We start from the raw sequence: 14,058 nt of genomic DNA, 5'->3' as shown, positions 1-14,058 counted from the left end.
GGTGGGAAGATCTTCCGGGCCCGCCGGGGCCACGTCCGGGTCGGCGAAAACGAACTCCCACCAGGGACGGGACTGCAGAGTGTCGGCAAACGTGTCGCACCAGCGGCGGGCCAGGCCGGAGCCGTACTCGTGGGCCAGGGCTGTAAGCATCTCGCGGTCATGGCGCATCGGGAACGGCCAGTCGTTATCCTCATAGCCCTCGACAAAGCTGCCGTCCGGCCCGGTGCCGTAGGTGAGCCAGAGAATTTTGTCCCGCCAGTAGCGGCTGCCACTGAAATAGTCGCCCAGGTCGGCCGAGCGCCAGCCCAGCAGGAACTGCAGGGCGTAGAACCCGCCGTGACGGTCGTAGTCGTAACCCTCGGGCCAGCCGCCGCCCCAGCCCGCGCGCCCGGCCATGTCATCCAGACGGGCACTGTCGGCCAGGATTTCGAGCAACTCGTCCATCTGGCGTTTCACGACCGAGAAATGCTGCGGCGCGCGGGGGTCGTCCTCCCAGGCGGCCAGCATGGCCAGTCCGTGGGCCATGTGGGGGCCGCGGGTGTAGTTGTGGTAGACACAGTCCATATTATAGTGCTTGAGCATGGCCTCGACCCCGTCCATCAGGCAGCCGGCGAACTCCTTACGCTCGGCCGCGCTCCAGGCGTCATAGGACCAGTCGAAAGCCAGGGCCTGCTCGGCCAGGGGTTCGGCGGAGCCGGGTTTGCGGCGCAGGGCCTTGCGCAGGTCAGCCAGACGGGAGGTGTCTCCGCCGGCCAGCCAGGTCAGGGCCAGGCAGGCCGGGGTGGAGGAACCAGTCACCCGGCCCCAGGCCGCGGCGAAACGCGGGTCCGCGGACCGGGCGCGGATATCCCCCACACCCGGGACACGGCCCTGGGCGCTGCCGTTAATGTACAGCCGCGGATGGGGCCGCAACTGTGGCCCCTCGGCGCGCAGCGCACCGGCGCTCAAAAGGGCCGCGAGAACAAGGAACATCCAGGCTTTCATCCGAGGTTCTCCCTCTCTCAGTGGAGTTTGCATTCCAGACTGTCCAGGCGCAGGGCGGCGTTGGACAGGCCGAGTGTCAGGTCTGTCGTCCGCCCGCCCGCCACCCGCAGCGGCTCGGCCCAGAACAGGCTGAGCCGCCCGAGAACCACCGGCTCCAGGGTCACGGCCCAGTAGCGGCCCTCGGCGAGGCTGCCGAAAGCGGCCCGTCCCTGACTGTCAAAGGCCTCCGTGGCAAGCTGCTGGTCGGTCGTGGCCGCGCGCCAGGCCGCGAGCAGGACGGCGTGGTCCACCCCGGGGTGGGCGGTCTGCGCAAGGCTGAAAGTTACAGCCGCGTCCTCGCGGACGAGACGGCAGACCAGGCCGGCCGGGATACCGGCCGCGGAAAGGCCCGAGGCCAGGCTCACGTTCACCCTGCCGGTCGCAGTCTGGGCCGCGGCGATGGCCGGGACAAGCAGGGCCAGGCAAACAAGTGCCGGAAACGCTCGCATCCTTTGGTTCCTCCGGGCAAAGTGGAGAGCCTCAGAAGGAGGTTATTTTCGCCGTGTCCTGCCCCCAGCGCCAGCCGTAGTTGAAATTGACGATGTCCTCGGGCGCGCCGGGGGTGCCGACCGCCGGGCCGTAGTAGACGCTGCCGCCGAAAGTGGTCAGGTAGAGCATGCCCTTGTGGTGCGGGTCGAACACCGGGCGGTGTCCCCACTTGAAGCTGTAGCCGGGCAGACGGCTCCAGGTGTCGCCGCGGTTGTCGCTGCGGAACGCGGCGCTGTCGAAGGTGTTGATTATGACCGTGGCCGGGTTGTCCGGGTCCACCGCCGCGGCGTAAACATGGGCGTCCTCCACGAAAGCCTGCTCCCAGGTGGAGCCGCCGTCCGCCGTGCGCAGAAGCCCGCCGCAGCGCTCGACACGGGTGCTGTCGGTCCAGGGCCAGCAGCTCAGGTACATGCGCTTGGGGTCGGAGGGGTCGAAGACCAGATCGTTGGGCGCGTTGTAGCCGGCGGGCAGGGCGACCGGCTGCCAGCTCTGGGCCCCGTCACGGCTCACGTACACGCAGCCGTCCACCACCTGACGGTTCTCCAGGCCACGGGCGATCAGCAGGAACAGGGCGCCGTCCGGCAGACGAGTGATGCGCCAGGCGTTGAGGTTGGCCCCCAGGCCGCTGTTCATCAGCGACCAGTTCGCGCCGCCGTCAATGGACTTGAACACGCCCTTGCCGAAACCGCAGACATACAGCACACGGGCCTCCACCGGACTTTCCGGGTCGAGCAGGATATGGGTGCAGACCGTGTTTTCCGGCATGCCGGAGTTGGATTTCTGCCAGGAGCGGCAGGTGTCCGAACTGGCCGCCACGCCGCCGACATAGCGGTCGAAATAGCCGCCGCGGAACATCTTGGGCCGGGGCAGATCATGCCCGCTGCCCCAGGCCGACCAGGCGCGTCCCTGCACCTTGGGGTCGAACGTCATCCAGTAGCAGGTGTTGATCCAGGGCCGCGGGATGCCGTTGATCGTCTGCAGCCAGCTCTTGCCGCCGTCGAACGACTGGAACGCGCCGATGTCGGTGTAGCTGATGAACAGGTGCTGCGGGTCGAAGGGGTCGAAATGCACGCCGTAGCAGGTGGTCACGTTGATCCCGCGCGTGGCGCTGGCGCCGTCGGGCAGCATGTCGGCGTAGACCTGGGTCCAGGTCTTGCCGCCATCGGCTGTGTTGTAGGTGCAGCCGAAATCGGAGGCGTAGCAGATATCGGCGTTGGAGGGGCAGACCCCCAGCGAGAGCGGGTACTCGCCCCACTCGGGGCCGTAGTTTTTCTCCATCCAGCCGCCGGGGCCGTTGCCGCTGACGATGCTGTCGTTGGTGCAGCGGTAGACCCACTCCCAGGCCGCGCCGGAGTCGACGGTCTTGAGGATGCCGAAATTGCGCCGCGGCGCGCCGCCCGGCGAGTCGTACCACTGGGAGCAGGAAAGATAAGCCGTGGCGGGGTTGCCCTGGCAGACCGCCAGGGTGACGATGGAGGGCAGGCGGTCGCCGACTTTCCAGCCCTTGGTGAGCCAGCCGTTGGCGAGTTTCCAGGTGCGGCCGCGGTCGCGGCTGACGAACACGCCGCCCACGGGCTTGCCGCCCTGCTCATCGATGTCGGTGAGCAGATAAATCACGCTGCCCTTGTCATCCTTGCCGCAGTCGGCGGCCACGGGGCGGCCGGCGGGCAGGTCGCTCAGCTCCACGGCGCCGCCCTGCTCGGTGATCCGGGCGGCTTTACGGTCCGTGATCACGGTCATCTCGCCCGGCTTGCTGTCCCAGGCCCCGGGCACGATGGCGAGCACGCCGCGTCCCTCGACCTCGGCCGCCACGGTCCAGCTCGCTCCACGGTCATGGGAGGTGATCAGGCGCGCCTTGGGGGCCTGTCCCTCCATCCCGGCGCCGCGACGGAACTCCGGGGATACGCCCAGGATCAGATGGCCGCTGTCGGCCGGGTCGACCCGCACCTTGACTATCTCTCCGCCGGGCAAGCCGTCCGAGGTTTCGAAACTCTGCTCGGCGTGGTCATCCAGCATGCGCTCGGCAACTATGTTGCCCGGGGCCGGGTAGACCAGGCTCCAGGAAAGGCCCTTGTCCTCGGTGCGGTAGAGGCCGCTGTTGGCCGCGTAGGCCACGTTAGGCTGGGAGGGGTCGATCTCGAAAGCCCGGACCACGGAGCGCAGGTTGTACATATGCCAGCTCTTGCCGCCGTCGCGCGTGGAGTAGGCGGCGGTCATGTCGCAGCGCAGGTAGACATTCTGCGGGTCCTGGGGGTTGATCGTGGGCAGGTACTGCGCACCGCCGCCGCCCGGGCCGATCACGGTCCAGGTGGAGGGCAGCGGCTGGGCCGCGGCCGGCTCGGAGGCGGGCTTGCCGCAGGCGGCAACCAGGAGCGCCACCGTGAGGAGGGAGAGAAACAGCCTGGAAACAGTCCTACGCATTGTGACCTCCGCCGTGAAAGTGAATGGGACCGGCTGACTGCGGAATAAAGCAACAGGACCTACTCGCTCCAGCGCCAGCGGTCCTGGAAATTTGTGATCTCCTCGCGGCCCGACATGCCCGTGGCCGGGCCGTAGTATACGCTGCCGCCGAAAGTGGTCAGGTAGAGCATTCCCTTGTGGTGCGGGTCGAAAACGGGCCGCTGGCCCCACTTGAAATCGTAGCCGCCCAGGCGGGTCCAGCTCCGTCCGCGGTCCTGGCTGCGGAAAGCGGCGCTGTCGAAAGTGTTGATCACGATCACGTTCGGGTCGTCCGGGTCCACGGCCGCGGCGTAGACATGGGCGTCCTCGCGGAAGATACGGCTCCAGGTGGCTCCGCCGTCCTCGCTCACGAGCAGCCCGCCGCCGTGCTCGACCCGCTCCACGGGCAGGGGCCAGCAGCTCAGATAGAGGCGCTTGGGGTCCGTGGGGTCGAAAGTGAGGCTGTTGGGTCCGCTCACACCCGCGGGCAGGCTCATTTTCTCCCAGCTCGCGGCTTTGTCACGGCTCGCGTACAGCGCGCCGGGCACAGTGCGGCCGTGGTCATCCAGGGCGCGCATGACTATCAGGTACAGCGTGCCGTCCGGCAGACGGCTTATCTCCCAGGAGTTGAGGTCCGCGCCCAGGCCGGTGTTGGCCGTGGCCCAGCTCGCGCCGCCGTCCACGCTCTTGAACACACCGCGGCCGGTGGCGCAGACATACAGCACGCGGGCCTCGGCCGGGCTGTCGGGATCGAGCAGGATATGCGCGCAGTCGGAGTTTTCGGGCATGCCCGCGCTGCTGGGTTTCCAGGAGCGGCCGCCATCCTCCGAGACCGCCACGCCACCCTGGAAACGTTCGACAAATCCCGGCCTGCGGAACATCTTGAGCCGCGGAAGGTCGTGGCCGTTGCCCCAGACCGAGTAAACACGGCCTTTCACCGTGGGGTCGAAAGTCAGCCAGTAGCAGGTGTTCCACCACGGCTCGGGCACGCCGTTCAGTGACGGGACCCAGCCCGCGCCGCCGTTGAAACTGTTGAACAGGCCGATGTCGGTGTAGGTGATGAACATGTGCTGCGGGTCGAAGGGGTCGAAATGCACGCCGTAGCAGGTAGTGACATCCAGGCCGCGGCTGGCGTAGCTGCTGTCCGGGAGCTGACGGGCGTAGAGCTGGATCCAGGAGCGGCCCCCGTCGTGCGTGACCGCGGCGCGGCCGTAGTCGGTGCTGTAGGCGATCTCCGGGTCGGCGGGGCTGACCCCGATGCCGTGCGGGTTGCCCATCCACTCGGACTCGTACTGCCGGTACATCCAGGCGTCGGCGTATTTCTCGCCCTCCACTTTCCGGCTCACGGTGCGGTAGACCCATTGCCAGCTCGCCCCGCTGTCGTGGCTGCGCAGAACGCCGTACTGGCGCTCTTTTTTACCGTCCGGCAGTATCACGCTGTAGCCGCGGCAGGAGAGGTAGACATTCGCGGGCTGACTTTCGCAGACTGCCAGGGTGTTGAAATAGGGCACCTCGCCGGCGGCCTGCCACTCATCCAGCAGGCCGTTCACCAGACGGGTCCAGGTGCGGCCGCCATCCGCGGAGCGGTACACGCCGCCTTCGGTCGCCGCGCCTTTCTGCTTGATCGGGGTGACGATGTAGATCACCCGGCGTCCGCTGTCGTATCCGGCATTCGCGGCGAAGACCTGCTCCACGGGCAGAGGCAGGAGCTGCATGCTCTCCCCGCGGCCGCTCAGCACGGCGCAGGCGCGGTCGGTGAGTACGGTCAGCTCGCCGGGCGTATCGGCTCTGCCGGCCGGGAAAATCCCCAGCACGGCGGTCCCCGGCACGCGGACCACACTGCGGAAAGAGGCCCCCTTATCCTCGGAGAGCTGGATTGTGGTATAATCGTTCAAACGCAGCGCGGGCAGGCTGTCGCGGTAGACCCGGTACGCGCCCCAGCCGACCCAGATCGACCGGTTGTCCAGGGGATCGACTTTCACCCGCTGCATCTCGGCAAAGCTGTCCAGGCTGTCGCCGGTGTCGAACCACTGCGAGGCGTGGTCGCCGACCATGCGCTCGGCGCGGACACGCTCGGGCGCGGGGTGGACGAGGCTCCAGCTCGCGCCGCCGTCAACCGTGCGGTATAGCCCGCTGTTGCAGGCATAGGCGGTGAGCGAGTCGGCCGGGTCGAATTCGAAATCGAGCACCACGCCGCGCAGGTTGAACATGCGCCAGCTCGCGCCGCCGTCACGGGTCACATAGGCCCCGGACATGTCGCAGCGCAGGAAAGCGAAATCGGGGTTGAACGGGCTTACCGTGGGCTCGAACATCGAACCACCGCCGCCCGGTCCGATCACTTGCCAGGAGGCAGCCGGCGGTGGGGCCGTGACCGCGGTCGGGGCTGGCCGGCCGCAGCCGGCGGACGAGAGGGCGAGGCAGATGCAGGTGATCGCAATACTTGCGGGAACGGGACGGACTGGGCTTTTCACTGGGTCGGGCTCCAGGTAGGGGTTCGCTTGGTCGCACGCTGTCTGTCGGACCGGATCATGTGGGCATTGGGTTATAATATTGGTTTCTTATTTGAACCAAGCAAGGTTTAACTGGAAGGTCGCCTCGCGCGGTGCTCTGGCGCAGGCGGACCGACCGTGTTAAGATACAGTCCGTGAAGCTGGCCGGTGAGGTGTGCGCCGGAGTTCAAGGGCAGTCAATCTGAACGGGAGAGAAAGACAAGCATGGAATACACCTTTGCCGCGCGGGTCAGTCAGCTCCGGCAATCCTCGATCCGCGCCATGACCCGGCGGGCGGCCGAGCTGGGCGGGGTGAACCTGTCGCAGGGCCTGTGCGACCTTCCCACCCCGGATGCGGTCAAGGACGCGGCCTGCAAGGCGGTCCAGGGAGACCGGAACGTGTACGCCCCGTTGAACGGGATCGCGGCCCTGCGGCGCGGGATCGCGGACAAGCTGGCCCTGTGCAACGGCCTGAGCGTTGACCCCGAGACCCAGGTGATGGTCTCGAGCGGGGCCACGGGGGCTTTTGTCTGCGCGCTGCTCACTCTTCTGGAGCACGGGGACCGGGTGCTCAATTTCGAGCCGTTCTACGGATATCACGTCGCCTGCCAGGAGCTGTTCGGGGCGCGGCCGCTGTTTTTCCGCCTGGAGCCGCCGGAGTGGGAGATCGATTTCGACTCCCTGGAGCGGGTGCTGGCGGATGGAATCAAAGCAATCGTGATCAACACCCCGGCCAACCCCTCCGGCAAGGTGTTCAGCCGCGCGGAGCTGGAGCGGATCGGGGCGCTGTGCGGGCGGTATGGAGTCTGGATCATCACGGACGAGATCTACGAGCACGTGGTGTTCGGCGGGCGCAGGCACGTGAGCGCGGCCAGCCTGCCGGGGCTGTTCGAGCGCACGGTCACGGTCAGCGGGTTCTCGAAGACCTTTGCCATGACCGGCTGGCGGATTGGTTATGCCGCCGGGCCGGAGGCGGTGATAGAGAAAATGTCGCTGGTGAGCGACCTGGTATACATCTGCGCCCCGCACCCGCTGCAGGCGGGGGTGGCCGCGAGCCTGCCCGCGTTCGGCGAGGACTATTACCAGGGCCTGGGGGTCAAGTATGCCCGCAAGCTGGAGATAATCGCCTCCACCCTGAGCCGGTTCGGGATCGAGCCTCTGCCCGTGGGCGGGACCTATTTTCTTCTGGCCGACTACCGTCCGCGCTACGGCGACATCACCTCGGACGAGGCGGCGGAGCGGCTGTTGACCGAGCGCCATGTGGCGGCGGTGCCGGCCTCAGGGTTCTACTCCCAGGGTGGGGACCGTCCCTGGCTGCGGTTCTGTTTCGCTAAGGAGGACAGCGAGCTGGAACGGGCGGCGGCGTTGCTGGCGGAATAAGAGGTAAGAGAGTAAAATAGTGAGGGCACGGCTCCGGGGCCGTGCCCTTTTTTGTTTTCACACCCTGTAGGCGGCGGCGCCACCCCTCTTTTAAGACACTTATCTGCTTTGGTTTCGGCCAAAGCAGCAAAGCCAGCGGGGGCCGCAAACTCGTCTGCGGCGGCCTGACAGCCGCAAGCGGGTTACATTCCTGGGATGCCAGGCAGATTCGTAGGGGCGAACCTTGTGTTCGCCCGGCAGTTGGGCGGATCGGATTGATAAAAGGCGAAAAGAGGGGTTGAATGTAGCGACTGTGTTAGAAGTCAAGCGATGCAGCGATACATTGATTAAAGGTGTTTTGGTTTTTGACCATAGCATTAAGGATAGTCAAGAGTTTACGCATACAGGCGACGAGAGCGACCTTATAGGATTTACCGGCAGCTCTGAGCCTCAGGAAGAAAGCTGTGATGGCCGGATTGAACCTTCTGGCCGCGGTGGTGGCCATATAGAGAGCATTACGGACAGCCTTGCCTCCACCGGTGATAGAGCGTTTACCGCGCATGAGACCACTGTCACGGTTCATGGGAGCGACCCCGACCAAAGAGACGATCTGACGGCGGTTGAGCTTACCCAACTCTGGCAGTTGAGCCAGCAGGGCGCAGGCAGTTTTGTCGCCGATACCCGGGACGCTTTTGAGCAGTTCGTCCTTGGCGCTCCAGAGCGGGCTGTTCTGGATGGTGGATTGCATCTGTCTGTCCAGATCGTCAATTTTACTCTGGATGAAGCTGATAGTGCTTTCGTGGCTGTCTATGACAGATTGTAAGGTGGCGCGCGAGAGGCGGTTTTTCTCGGCTACCAGCATCTCGACCAACTGTCTGCGTCTGGCGACAGAGGCTTTAAGAGCTTGCTCTTCCGGCTCCGGCAGCTTGCGGGCTTCGAGCCGGATGTCTTGGGCGAAACGGGCCAGGACCGCGGCATCGATGGCATCAGTTTTGGCCAGTTTGCCCAGGGCGCGGGCAAAGTCCCGCACCTGCCTGGGATTGACCACGGCCACGCAGAGCTCGGCAGCCACCTGGGTCTCGTATCCACCGGTGGCTTCCAGCACGATCAGGGCCGGTTTGCGCTTCTTGCAAAACGCAACCAGTTTGCTCAGGCCCTCTCGTCCATACTCGAAACGGGCGCTACGTTCCTGGGGCAACTGGTGTAAGTCGATGCAGCTCTTTGAAATGTCCAGACCAACGTAGGATGGCGTTTTCATATTTTTCCCAACCTTGCGGATGCGAGCTCGATTCTTTCGGCTCCAGTGACTGTTCGGGAAGTAATATGCGCAACCGGGGATCATGCTTTGCCACGGTCTCTTCTCAAACCAAGGGGGACTCGAACTCCCGGTTGCTTTAAACTATCCTAATACATGCCTCCCATTATACAAGGGGGATCGAGGGGGATTTGATCCTGACGCGGTTGGAACGCCTTGCCAGGAGATATCCCAAGTATCTCTGCATGAACAAGCCTGACAGCATCATTGAAATTACACTGTGCTTTACGGATCGCGTCTAGACCTCCATGCCTTTCTTTAAGAAGGGTTTCCAACAGAGTATTAAGCTTTTCTCCCTTATCTAATAGATTACGACCTTCTTTATGTGCAAATTGCAAATAATTATTAATGTCCCAAACCAAATATTGAAGCCTAAAAATACACTTAATAGCACAGTTTTGTTTTTCTTTTGATGCAGCCTCACCTCCAGGGAATTTCCCTTCATTGATTTGCACTGCTTGAGATAAGCTAATCACGAATTCAGACACCATTGAATTATATTCATGCGCAACGTTTAACAACTTACTTGCCCACCAGTTTTGCCAATCCTTTTCCTTTAATAGCGCAGCTCTGGTCTTCTCCAGTTTTTTATTGATCGAGATTCCAAAAATCAGAATGATGATCGGTGTCAGGAAAGAGGCTATCAGTTTAAGCGGCTCAATATATTGTGCGCTCATTTTTTTGTCCTTCTAATGGAAGGTTCCATTTAGCGCTTAGGGAAACGGGAGAACACAAGGTTCACCCCTTGATAAACCCAACCTGCATCTTCACCATGTCATCTAAGCCTTTATCCCCACCATCCCTGCTTCGGCCTCCCTCATCTCGGGCTGTAATGCCGCGTGAGCCAGGAGCAAAGCCCCTCCAACCCGGGGAATATCACCCGTTCGTTGATATTGGCCTGGTCCAGCTTGTCCCGTATCTCCCATTTCAGCTCCTTTGGCACGATCACCCGCTTGTAATAGTCCGGGAAACGGTCGCGCAGCAGCTCGTTCAGCAGGGAGCGCGGGTTCGAGATCACCGAGTGCAGGGCGAACTGGTTCACTATCCGGTCGTCCATCGAGGGCGGCTCGAAAAACAGCACGAAAGCCTCGGCCGAGAGCTTTTCGAAATCGGTCAGGGTCTCGGTCACTTTCGAGAGCATCTCGATAGTGAACGCGTTGGCTTTCTCATCGTCCAGCACGGCCTTGATCTCCTGGGGCAGTGTCCGGTGGATCGCGGCGAAATCCACGCACCAGATCGCCCCGTCCTGCTCGAAATGGCTGATTTCCGAGGTCACGAAATGCAGGGCGATAAAGGGCGAGTAGGTCCAGTCCAGCAGGCGGGTGGGCAGGCCGTGGTGCTGCGCCAGGGTGAGCCACATCCAGACCGAGAAATCGGCCGCGGCGGGCAGGCGCGAATATTTCTTGAAATTGCGGATCAGGTGGAATTCGAGCGAGGAAAAATCTCCGCCCAGGCGGATCAGCGAGGTCTTGAGGTCGTAGCAGCTGCAGGAAAGCCCGCGGAAAACATATTTCGAGCGGTGGCGGCGGATGTTCTCCTGCCAGGAATCGGCGTACAGCTCATCCAGCAGCTCGCTCCAGCTTTCCACTCTGATATCCTTCGGCGTCTGCAAAATCGGGATATCCTGGGACATATTCCGGCTCCGGTCGGCAGAATGACCATTGTCGCGGCCCGTCGCTCTGCGGGCGTCGTGAGGAGACGTCCCCGGGGCATTCGAGTCGCTTAAGGGTATCAAGCCCGGTTGAATTTCAGTTGTCTTCCTCTATACGTGGCGCAGGCGATCCGGAAAGTCAAGATAGTTTTTCGCCCCGTACAGGAGGCAAAACAAACAGGGCACGCCGCAGCGTGCCCCTGCACAAAAAACCTTCGTTTCCGTTTTCAACCGTGTAATCCAGCCTCTATCCGTGCCACCCGTGATTCAGATGTCCCGCCTATTCCCACTTGCGGTCCGCGGTCAACCCGGGCCAGTCATCCGTGCGGAACGAGGAGGCGGGCAGGTAGAGCTTGCCCTCCACCTTGTTGTACAGGTTGGCCTGTTCCGGGTTGTCGCTCCAGGCATAGCGCACCGCCACCGGCTGGGGCACCGCCTCGCTCCAGACCACCAGTTCGCTGCCCTCGACCTTGGCCTCGGCCGGCACGAACTTATGGTCCGCCCCGGCGATTGTCAGCCCGGCCGGGGCCTGGCCCTCACGGGTGCAGAGCCCCTCGCCCGCGTGGTCGAAACTGAGGCGCACCTTGCCCCCCTCGATCAGCATCTTCCGGTAGAGCGGGCCCGACCATTCCAGCCTGGTCTCGCCGTAGACCGTGGCCCGGGCGGCCAGTGACAGGCGCCGTCCCACCTCCTGCTTGTTCTTGGGGTGGATGTCTTTCGCATCGCCGATATCCGTGGTAACGGTCATCGCGGAGTTGGGTATCCGCTCCATCGCCATGAGCTGGGCCTCGCGCAGCTCGGGCCAGTAGCCGGAGCCCTCGTCGAAATTGGCCAGTTGGACGATCAGGAACGGGAACTCGCGCTCCCAGTCGGCGCGCCAGTTGTGGACCATCACCGGCAGAAGGTCACGGTACTGGTAGGCGCGGGCCTGGTTCGACTCGCCTTGGTACCAGAGCGCCCCCTGGATGCCGTAGCCCACCAGCGGGGCGATCATGGCGTTGTACAGCACGCTCGGCTGGCAAAAATACAGCGGGTCGGGCTTGCCGGCCTCCAGGGCCTCTTTTTTCTCCTGCTCGTACTTGGCGAACATCTCTTTCAGCCAGTTCCCGTCGTTGTTGTATTTCTGCCAGTCGGCCAGGATACTCTTGACCGCGGGCGAGTTCTCCAGGGCGCTCTCGCCGGTCCAGGCCTCAGCCACGGTGCCGCCCCAGCAGGTATTGATCAGGCCGACCGGCACACCCAGGCGCTGGCTGATCTCGCGGGCGAAAAAGTAGCCCACCGCGGTGAAATCACCCACCGTGGAGGGAGAGCAACTCACCCAGGTGTTGATCCATTCCGGCGCGTCCCCGCTCAGCGCGGCCAGGGTGTCCTGCGGCGTGGCGGCCTTGGCCCGCTTCACGAGGAACTGGCGTATCTGCGGGTTGTCCGCCGCAGCCATCTCCTGCTGGGCGTTGATGCAGCTTCTGACTTCCATCTCCATGTTCGACTGGCCGGTGCAGAGCCAGACCTCGCCCACCAGCACGTCCTTGACCACGATTGGCTTGGTGGCGGTTACTTTCAGCTCGAACGGTCCGCCGGCCTTGAGCGGGTCGAGCAGTACCTTGAAATTCCCCTCCTCGTCCGCGGCGGTGACTTTTTTCTGTCCCGCGATCTCCACCGTGATCCGCTCACCCTTGTCCGCCGTGCCGAACACCGGCACCGGCATGTTCCTCTGCAGCACCATCCCGTCACAGAACAGCCCGTTCAGGCGCACCTCGGCCCTGAGAGTCCCGGTATTCATGGCGGCCAGTCCCAGCGCCGCTGCAATAACCAGCCGCGGCACGGCATGCATGATCAGCATTTTCATCTCGTTCCATCCCTCCGTCGGTTTTGTTTCACTTCCCGTGCATCCCGTGTTACAAGGTCCGGAATACACTCACAGGTTCTGTCTCAGCCAGGCCAGAATATCGGCGTTGTACTTGGCCGGGTCGAGAAAATGCCCCTCCTCGTACTCGATCATCTTTTTCGGTCCGGGCACGCGCTCGAACAGCGCCCTCGAGCGAGCCACCCGCTTGGGGTCATCTTTCAGGGCGTTCACCACCAGCAGCGGCGGCTTGATCCGGCCGTAGAAATTGGCGGCGTTGATCACGCTCCAGGCGCCCTCCTGGCTGGTCACAAACTCGCTGGCCGGCACAGTGAGCACCGCGGCCTTGATCCGCGGATCCACCGCGGTCAGCAGCGAGCCGATCCAGCCGCCCAGGCTGCCGCCCAGCACGGCGATCCGCTGCGGGTCCACCTCGGGGCGGCTCTGAAGGTAATCGATTCCGCGGCGGAGGTCCACCACGGTCTGGGTCATCCAATCGCGCATGTAATATGGGCCCAGCTCCTTCATGCTGTCCAGTCCGCCGCCGGCCGGCTTGCGCTCGCCGAACAGGAAATGGTCCGGGGCCAGCACCACGTAGCCTGCCGCGGTCAGCACCGGGATCCAGCCCTGCACCCAGTCCTCGTTCTTGCCCCAGAACAGGTTCCAGCCGTGCATCAGCAGCACCGCCGGGCGGCGCTCACCCTCTTTGTAGTCCTTGGGTACGCAGAAATAGGCGCTTACCTGAAGCTCGTGCGTGCTGCGGTAGGAGACCTTGTAGATTGTCTGCGGCCCGCGCCAGGGCCACTGGCCGAACTCCTGCGGGCGAAGGGCCAGGTCGTGGTCGTACTCGTAGTAGTCGGCGATCACGCCAAAAGCGGCCTCATCCACCGGCGGCTCCACCGCGGCGGACTGGGCCAGGGCGGACACGGCCGCGCCCAGGCTCAGCAGCACCAGCCACAGCCGGGCGGACATCACAACCGAGCAGCTTTTTCTCATTGTTCCCTACTCCTCTGTTGAAAGTTCACTGCCTGCCTGCTCCCGCCTGCGGCTGGACCGCGGTAGCCAGGTCCTGGTCGGCCAGCACACGCCCGGCGCGGTTGCGGATCGTGACATGCCCGCCTGTGGCGCCGCTGGAATTGAAAGTCACCCGGTATTTCAGCCCGTGCAGGCTGAATTCCGCCCCCTGGAAAGCATCTCCCGCGATTGCGTCGACCTCGGGGGCGCGACGGACCGAGCGGTCAGCCGCCTGGATCAGGGTGAGGAAAGTGTCGGCGGTGCGCGGCTTGCCCGGGGTGATCTCGAGACGCCAGCCGCCCCACTGCTCGCCCGGCCCGGCACTGTAGTGGGTCAGCGCCGGCGGGTAGTTGCGGCCGAACACCACGAACTCGTTGCCCCGGCCCCCCAGCTTGTTCAGCTTGGCATCCTGCGGGAACACCGAGCGCAACAGCAG

At 63.8% G+C, this 14,058-nt stretch carries 11 protein-coding genes; 1 reads left to right on the top strand and 10 read right to left on the bottom strand.

Annotated features, from left to right (window positions below; translation table 11 throughout):
* From LLH00_00090 to LLH00_00075, 4 genes are all read right to left on the bottom strand, one after another.
* On the bottom strand, window positions 1-984 hold a 984-nt coding region (locus LLH00_00090), incomplete at its 3' end, for a hypothetical protein (protein ID MCE5269667.1).
* 17 nt (window positions 985-1,001) lie between these two features.
* Window positions 1,002-1,472, bottom strand: coding sequence for a hypothetical protein (locus LLH00_00085; GenBank protein ID MCE5269666.1), 471 nt, complete (start codon window positions 1,470-1,472; stop codon window positions 1,002-1,004).
* 31 nt (window positions 1,473-1,503) lie between these two features.
* Complete coding sequence (locus LLH00_00080) at window positions 1,504-3,933, bottom strand: hypothetical protein (GenBank protein ID MCE5269665.1); 2,430 nt, start codon at window positions 3,931-3,933, stop codon at window positions 1,504-1,506.
* A gap of 59 nt (window positions 3,934-3,992) precedes the next feature.
* On the bottom strand, window positions 3,993-6,263 hold the full coding sequence (locus tag LLH00_00075) for a hypothetical protein (GenBank protein ID MCE5269664.1): 2,271 nt from the start codon (window positions 6,261-6,263) through the stop codon (window positions 3,993-3,995).
* Window positions 6,264-6,665: 402 nt separating this feature from the next.
* Between LLH00_00075 and LLH00_00070 the strand changes: the two genes are divergently transcribed.
* Complete coding sequence (locus LLH00_00070; GenBank protein ID MCE5269663.1) at window positions 6,666-7,820, top strand: pyridoxal phosphate-dependent aminotransferase; 1,155 nt, start codon at window positions 6,666-6,668, stop codon at window positions 7,818-7,820.
* A 295-nt stretch (window positions 7,821-8,115) separates the two neighbouring features.
* Here LLH00_00070 and LLH00_00065 read toward each other — a convergent pair whose 3' ends face one another.
* From LLH00_00065 to LLH00_00040, 6 genes are all read right to left on the bottom strand, one after another.
* Entirely contained in the window at window positions 8,116-9,057 is a 942-nt protein-coding gene (locus LLH00_00065) for an IS110 family transposase (protein ID MCE5269662.1), read from the bottom strand.
* A gap of 146 nt (window positions 9,058-9,203) precedes the next feature.
* Window positions 9,204-9,791: a hypothetical protein gene (locus tag LLH00_00060; GenBank protein MCE5269661.1), complete on the bottom strand. Its 588-nt coding sequence runs from the start codon at window positions 9,789-9,791 to the stop codon at window positions 9,204-9,206.
* A gap of 140 nt (window positions 9,792-9,931) precedes the next feature.
* Window positions 9,932-10,726, bottom strand: coding sequence for an FRG domain-containing protein (locus LLH00_00055; protein ID MCE5269660.1), 795 nt, complete (start codon window positions 10,724-10,726; stop codon window positions 9,932-9,934).
* Window positions 10,727-11,045: 319 nt separating this feature from the next.
* Window positions 11,046-12,611: a sialate O-acetylesterase gene (locus LLH00_00050; protein ID MCE5269659.1), complete on the bottom strand. Its 1,566-nt coding sequence runs from the start codon at window positions 12,609-12,611 to the stop codon at window positions 11,046-11,048.
* A 69-nt stretch (window positions 12,612-12,680) separates the two neighbouring features.
* Entirely contained in the window at window positions 12,681-13,604 is a 924-nt protein-coding gene (locus LLH00_00045) for an alpha/beta fold hydrolase (GenBank protein MCE5269658.1), read from the bottom strand.
* Between the two features lie 25 nt (window positions 13,605-13,629).
* A partial coding sequence (locus LLH00_00040; protein MCE5269657.1) for a hypothetical protein occupies window positions 13,630-14,058 on the bottom strand: 429 nt, incomplete at its 5' end.

It is taken from the genome of bacterium (genome assembly GCA_021372515.1).
Taxonomy (GTDB): Bacteria; Gemmatimonadota; Glassbacteria; order GWA2-58-10; family GWA2-58-10; genus JAJFUG01.
The sequence above is the reverse complement of the archived record's forward strand: the minus strand, read 5'-3'. Positions and strand labels throughout refer to the sequence as shown.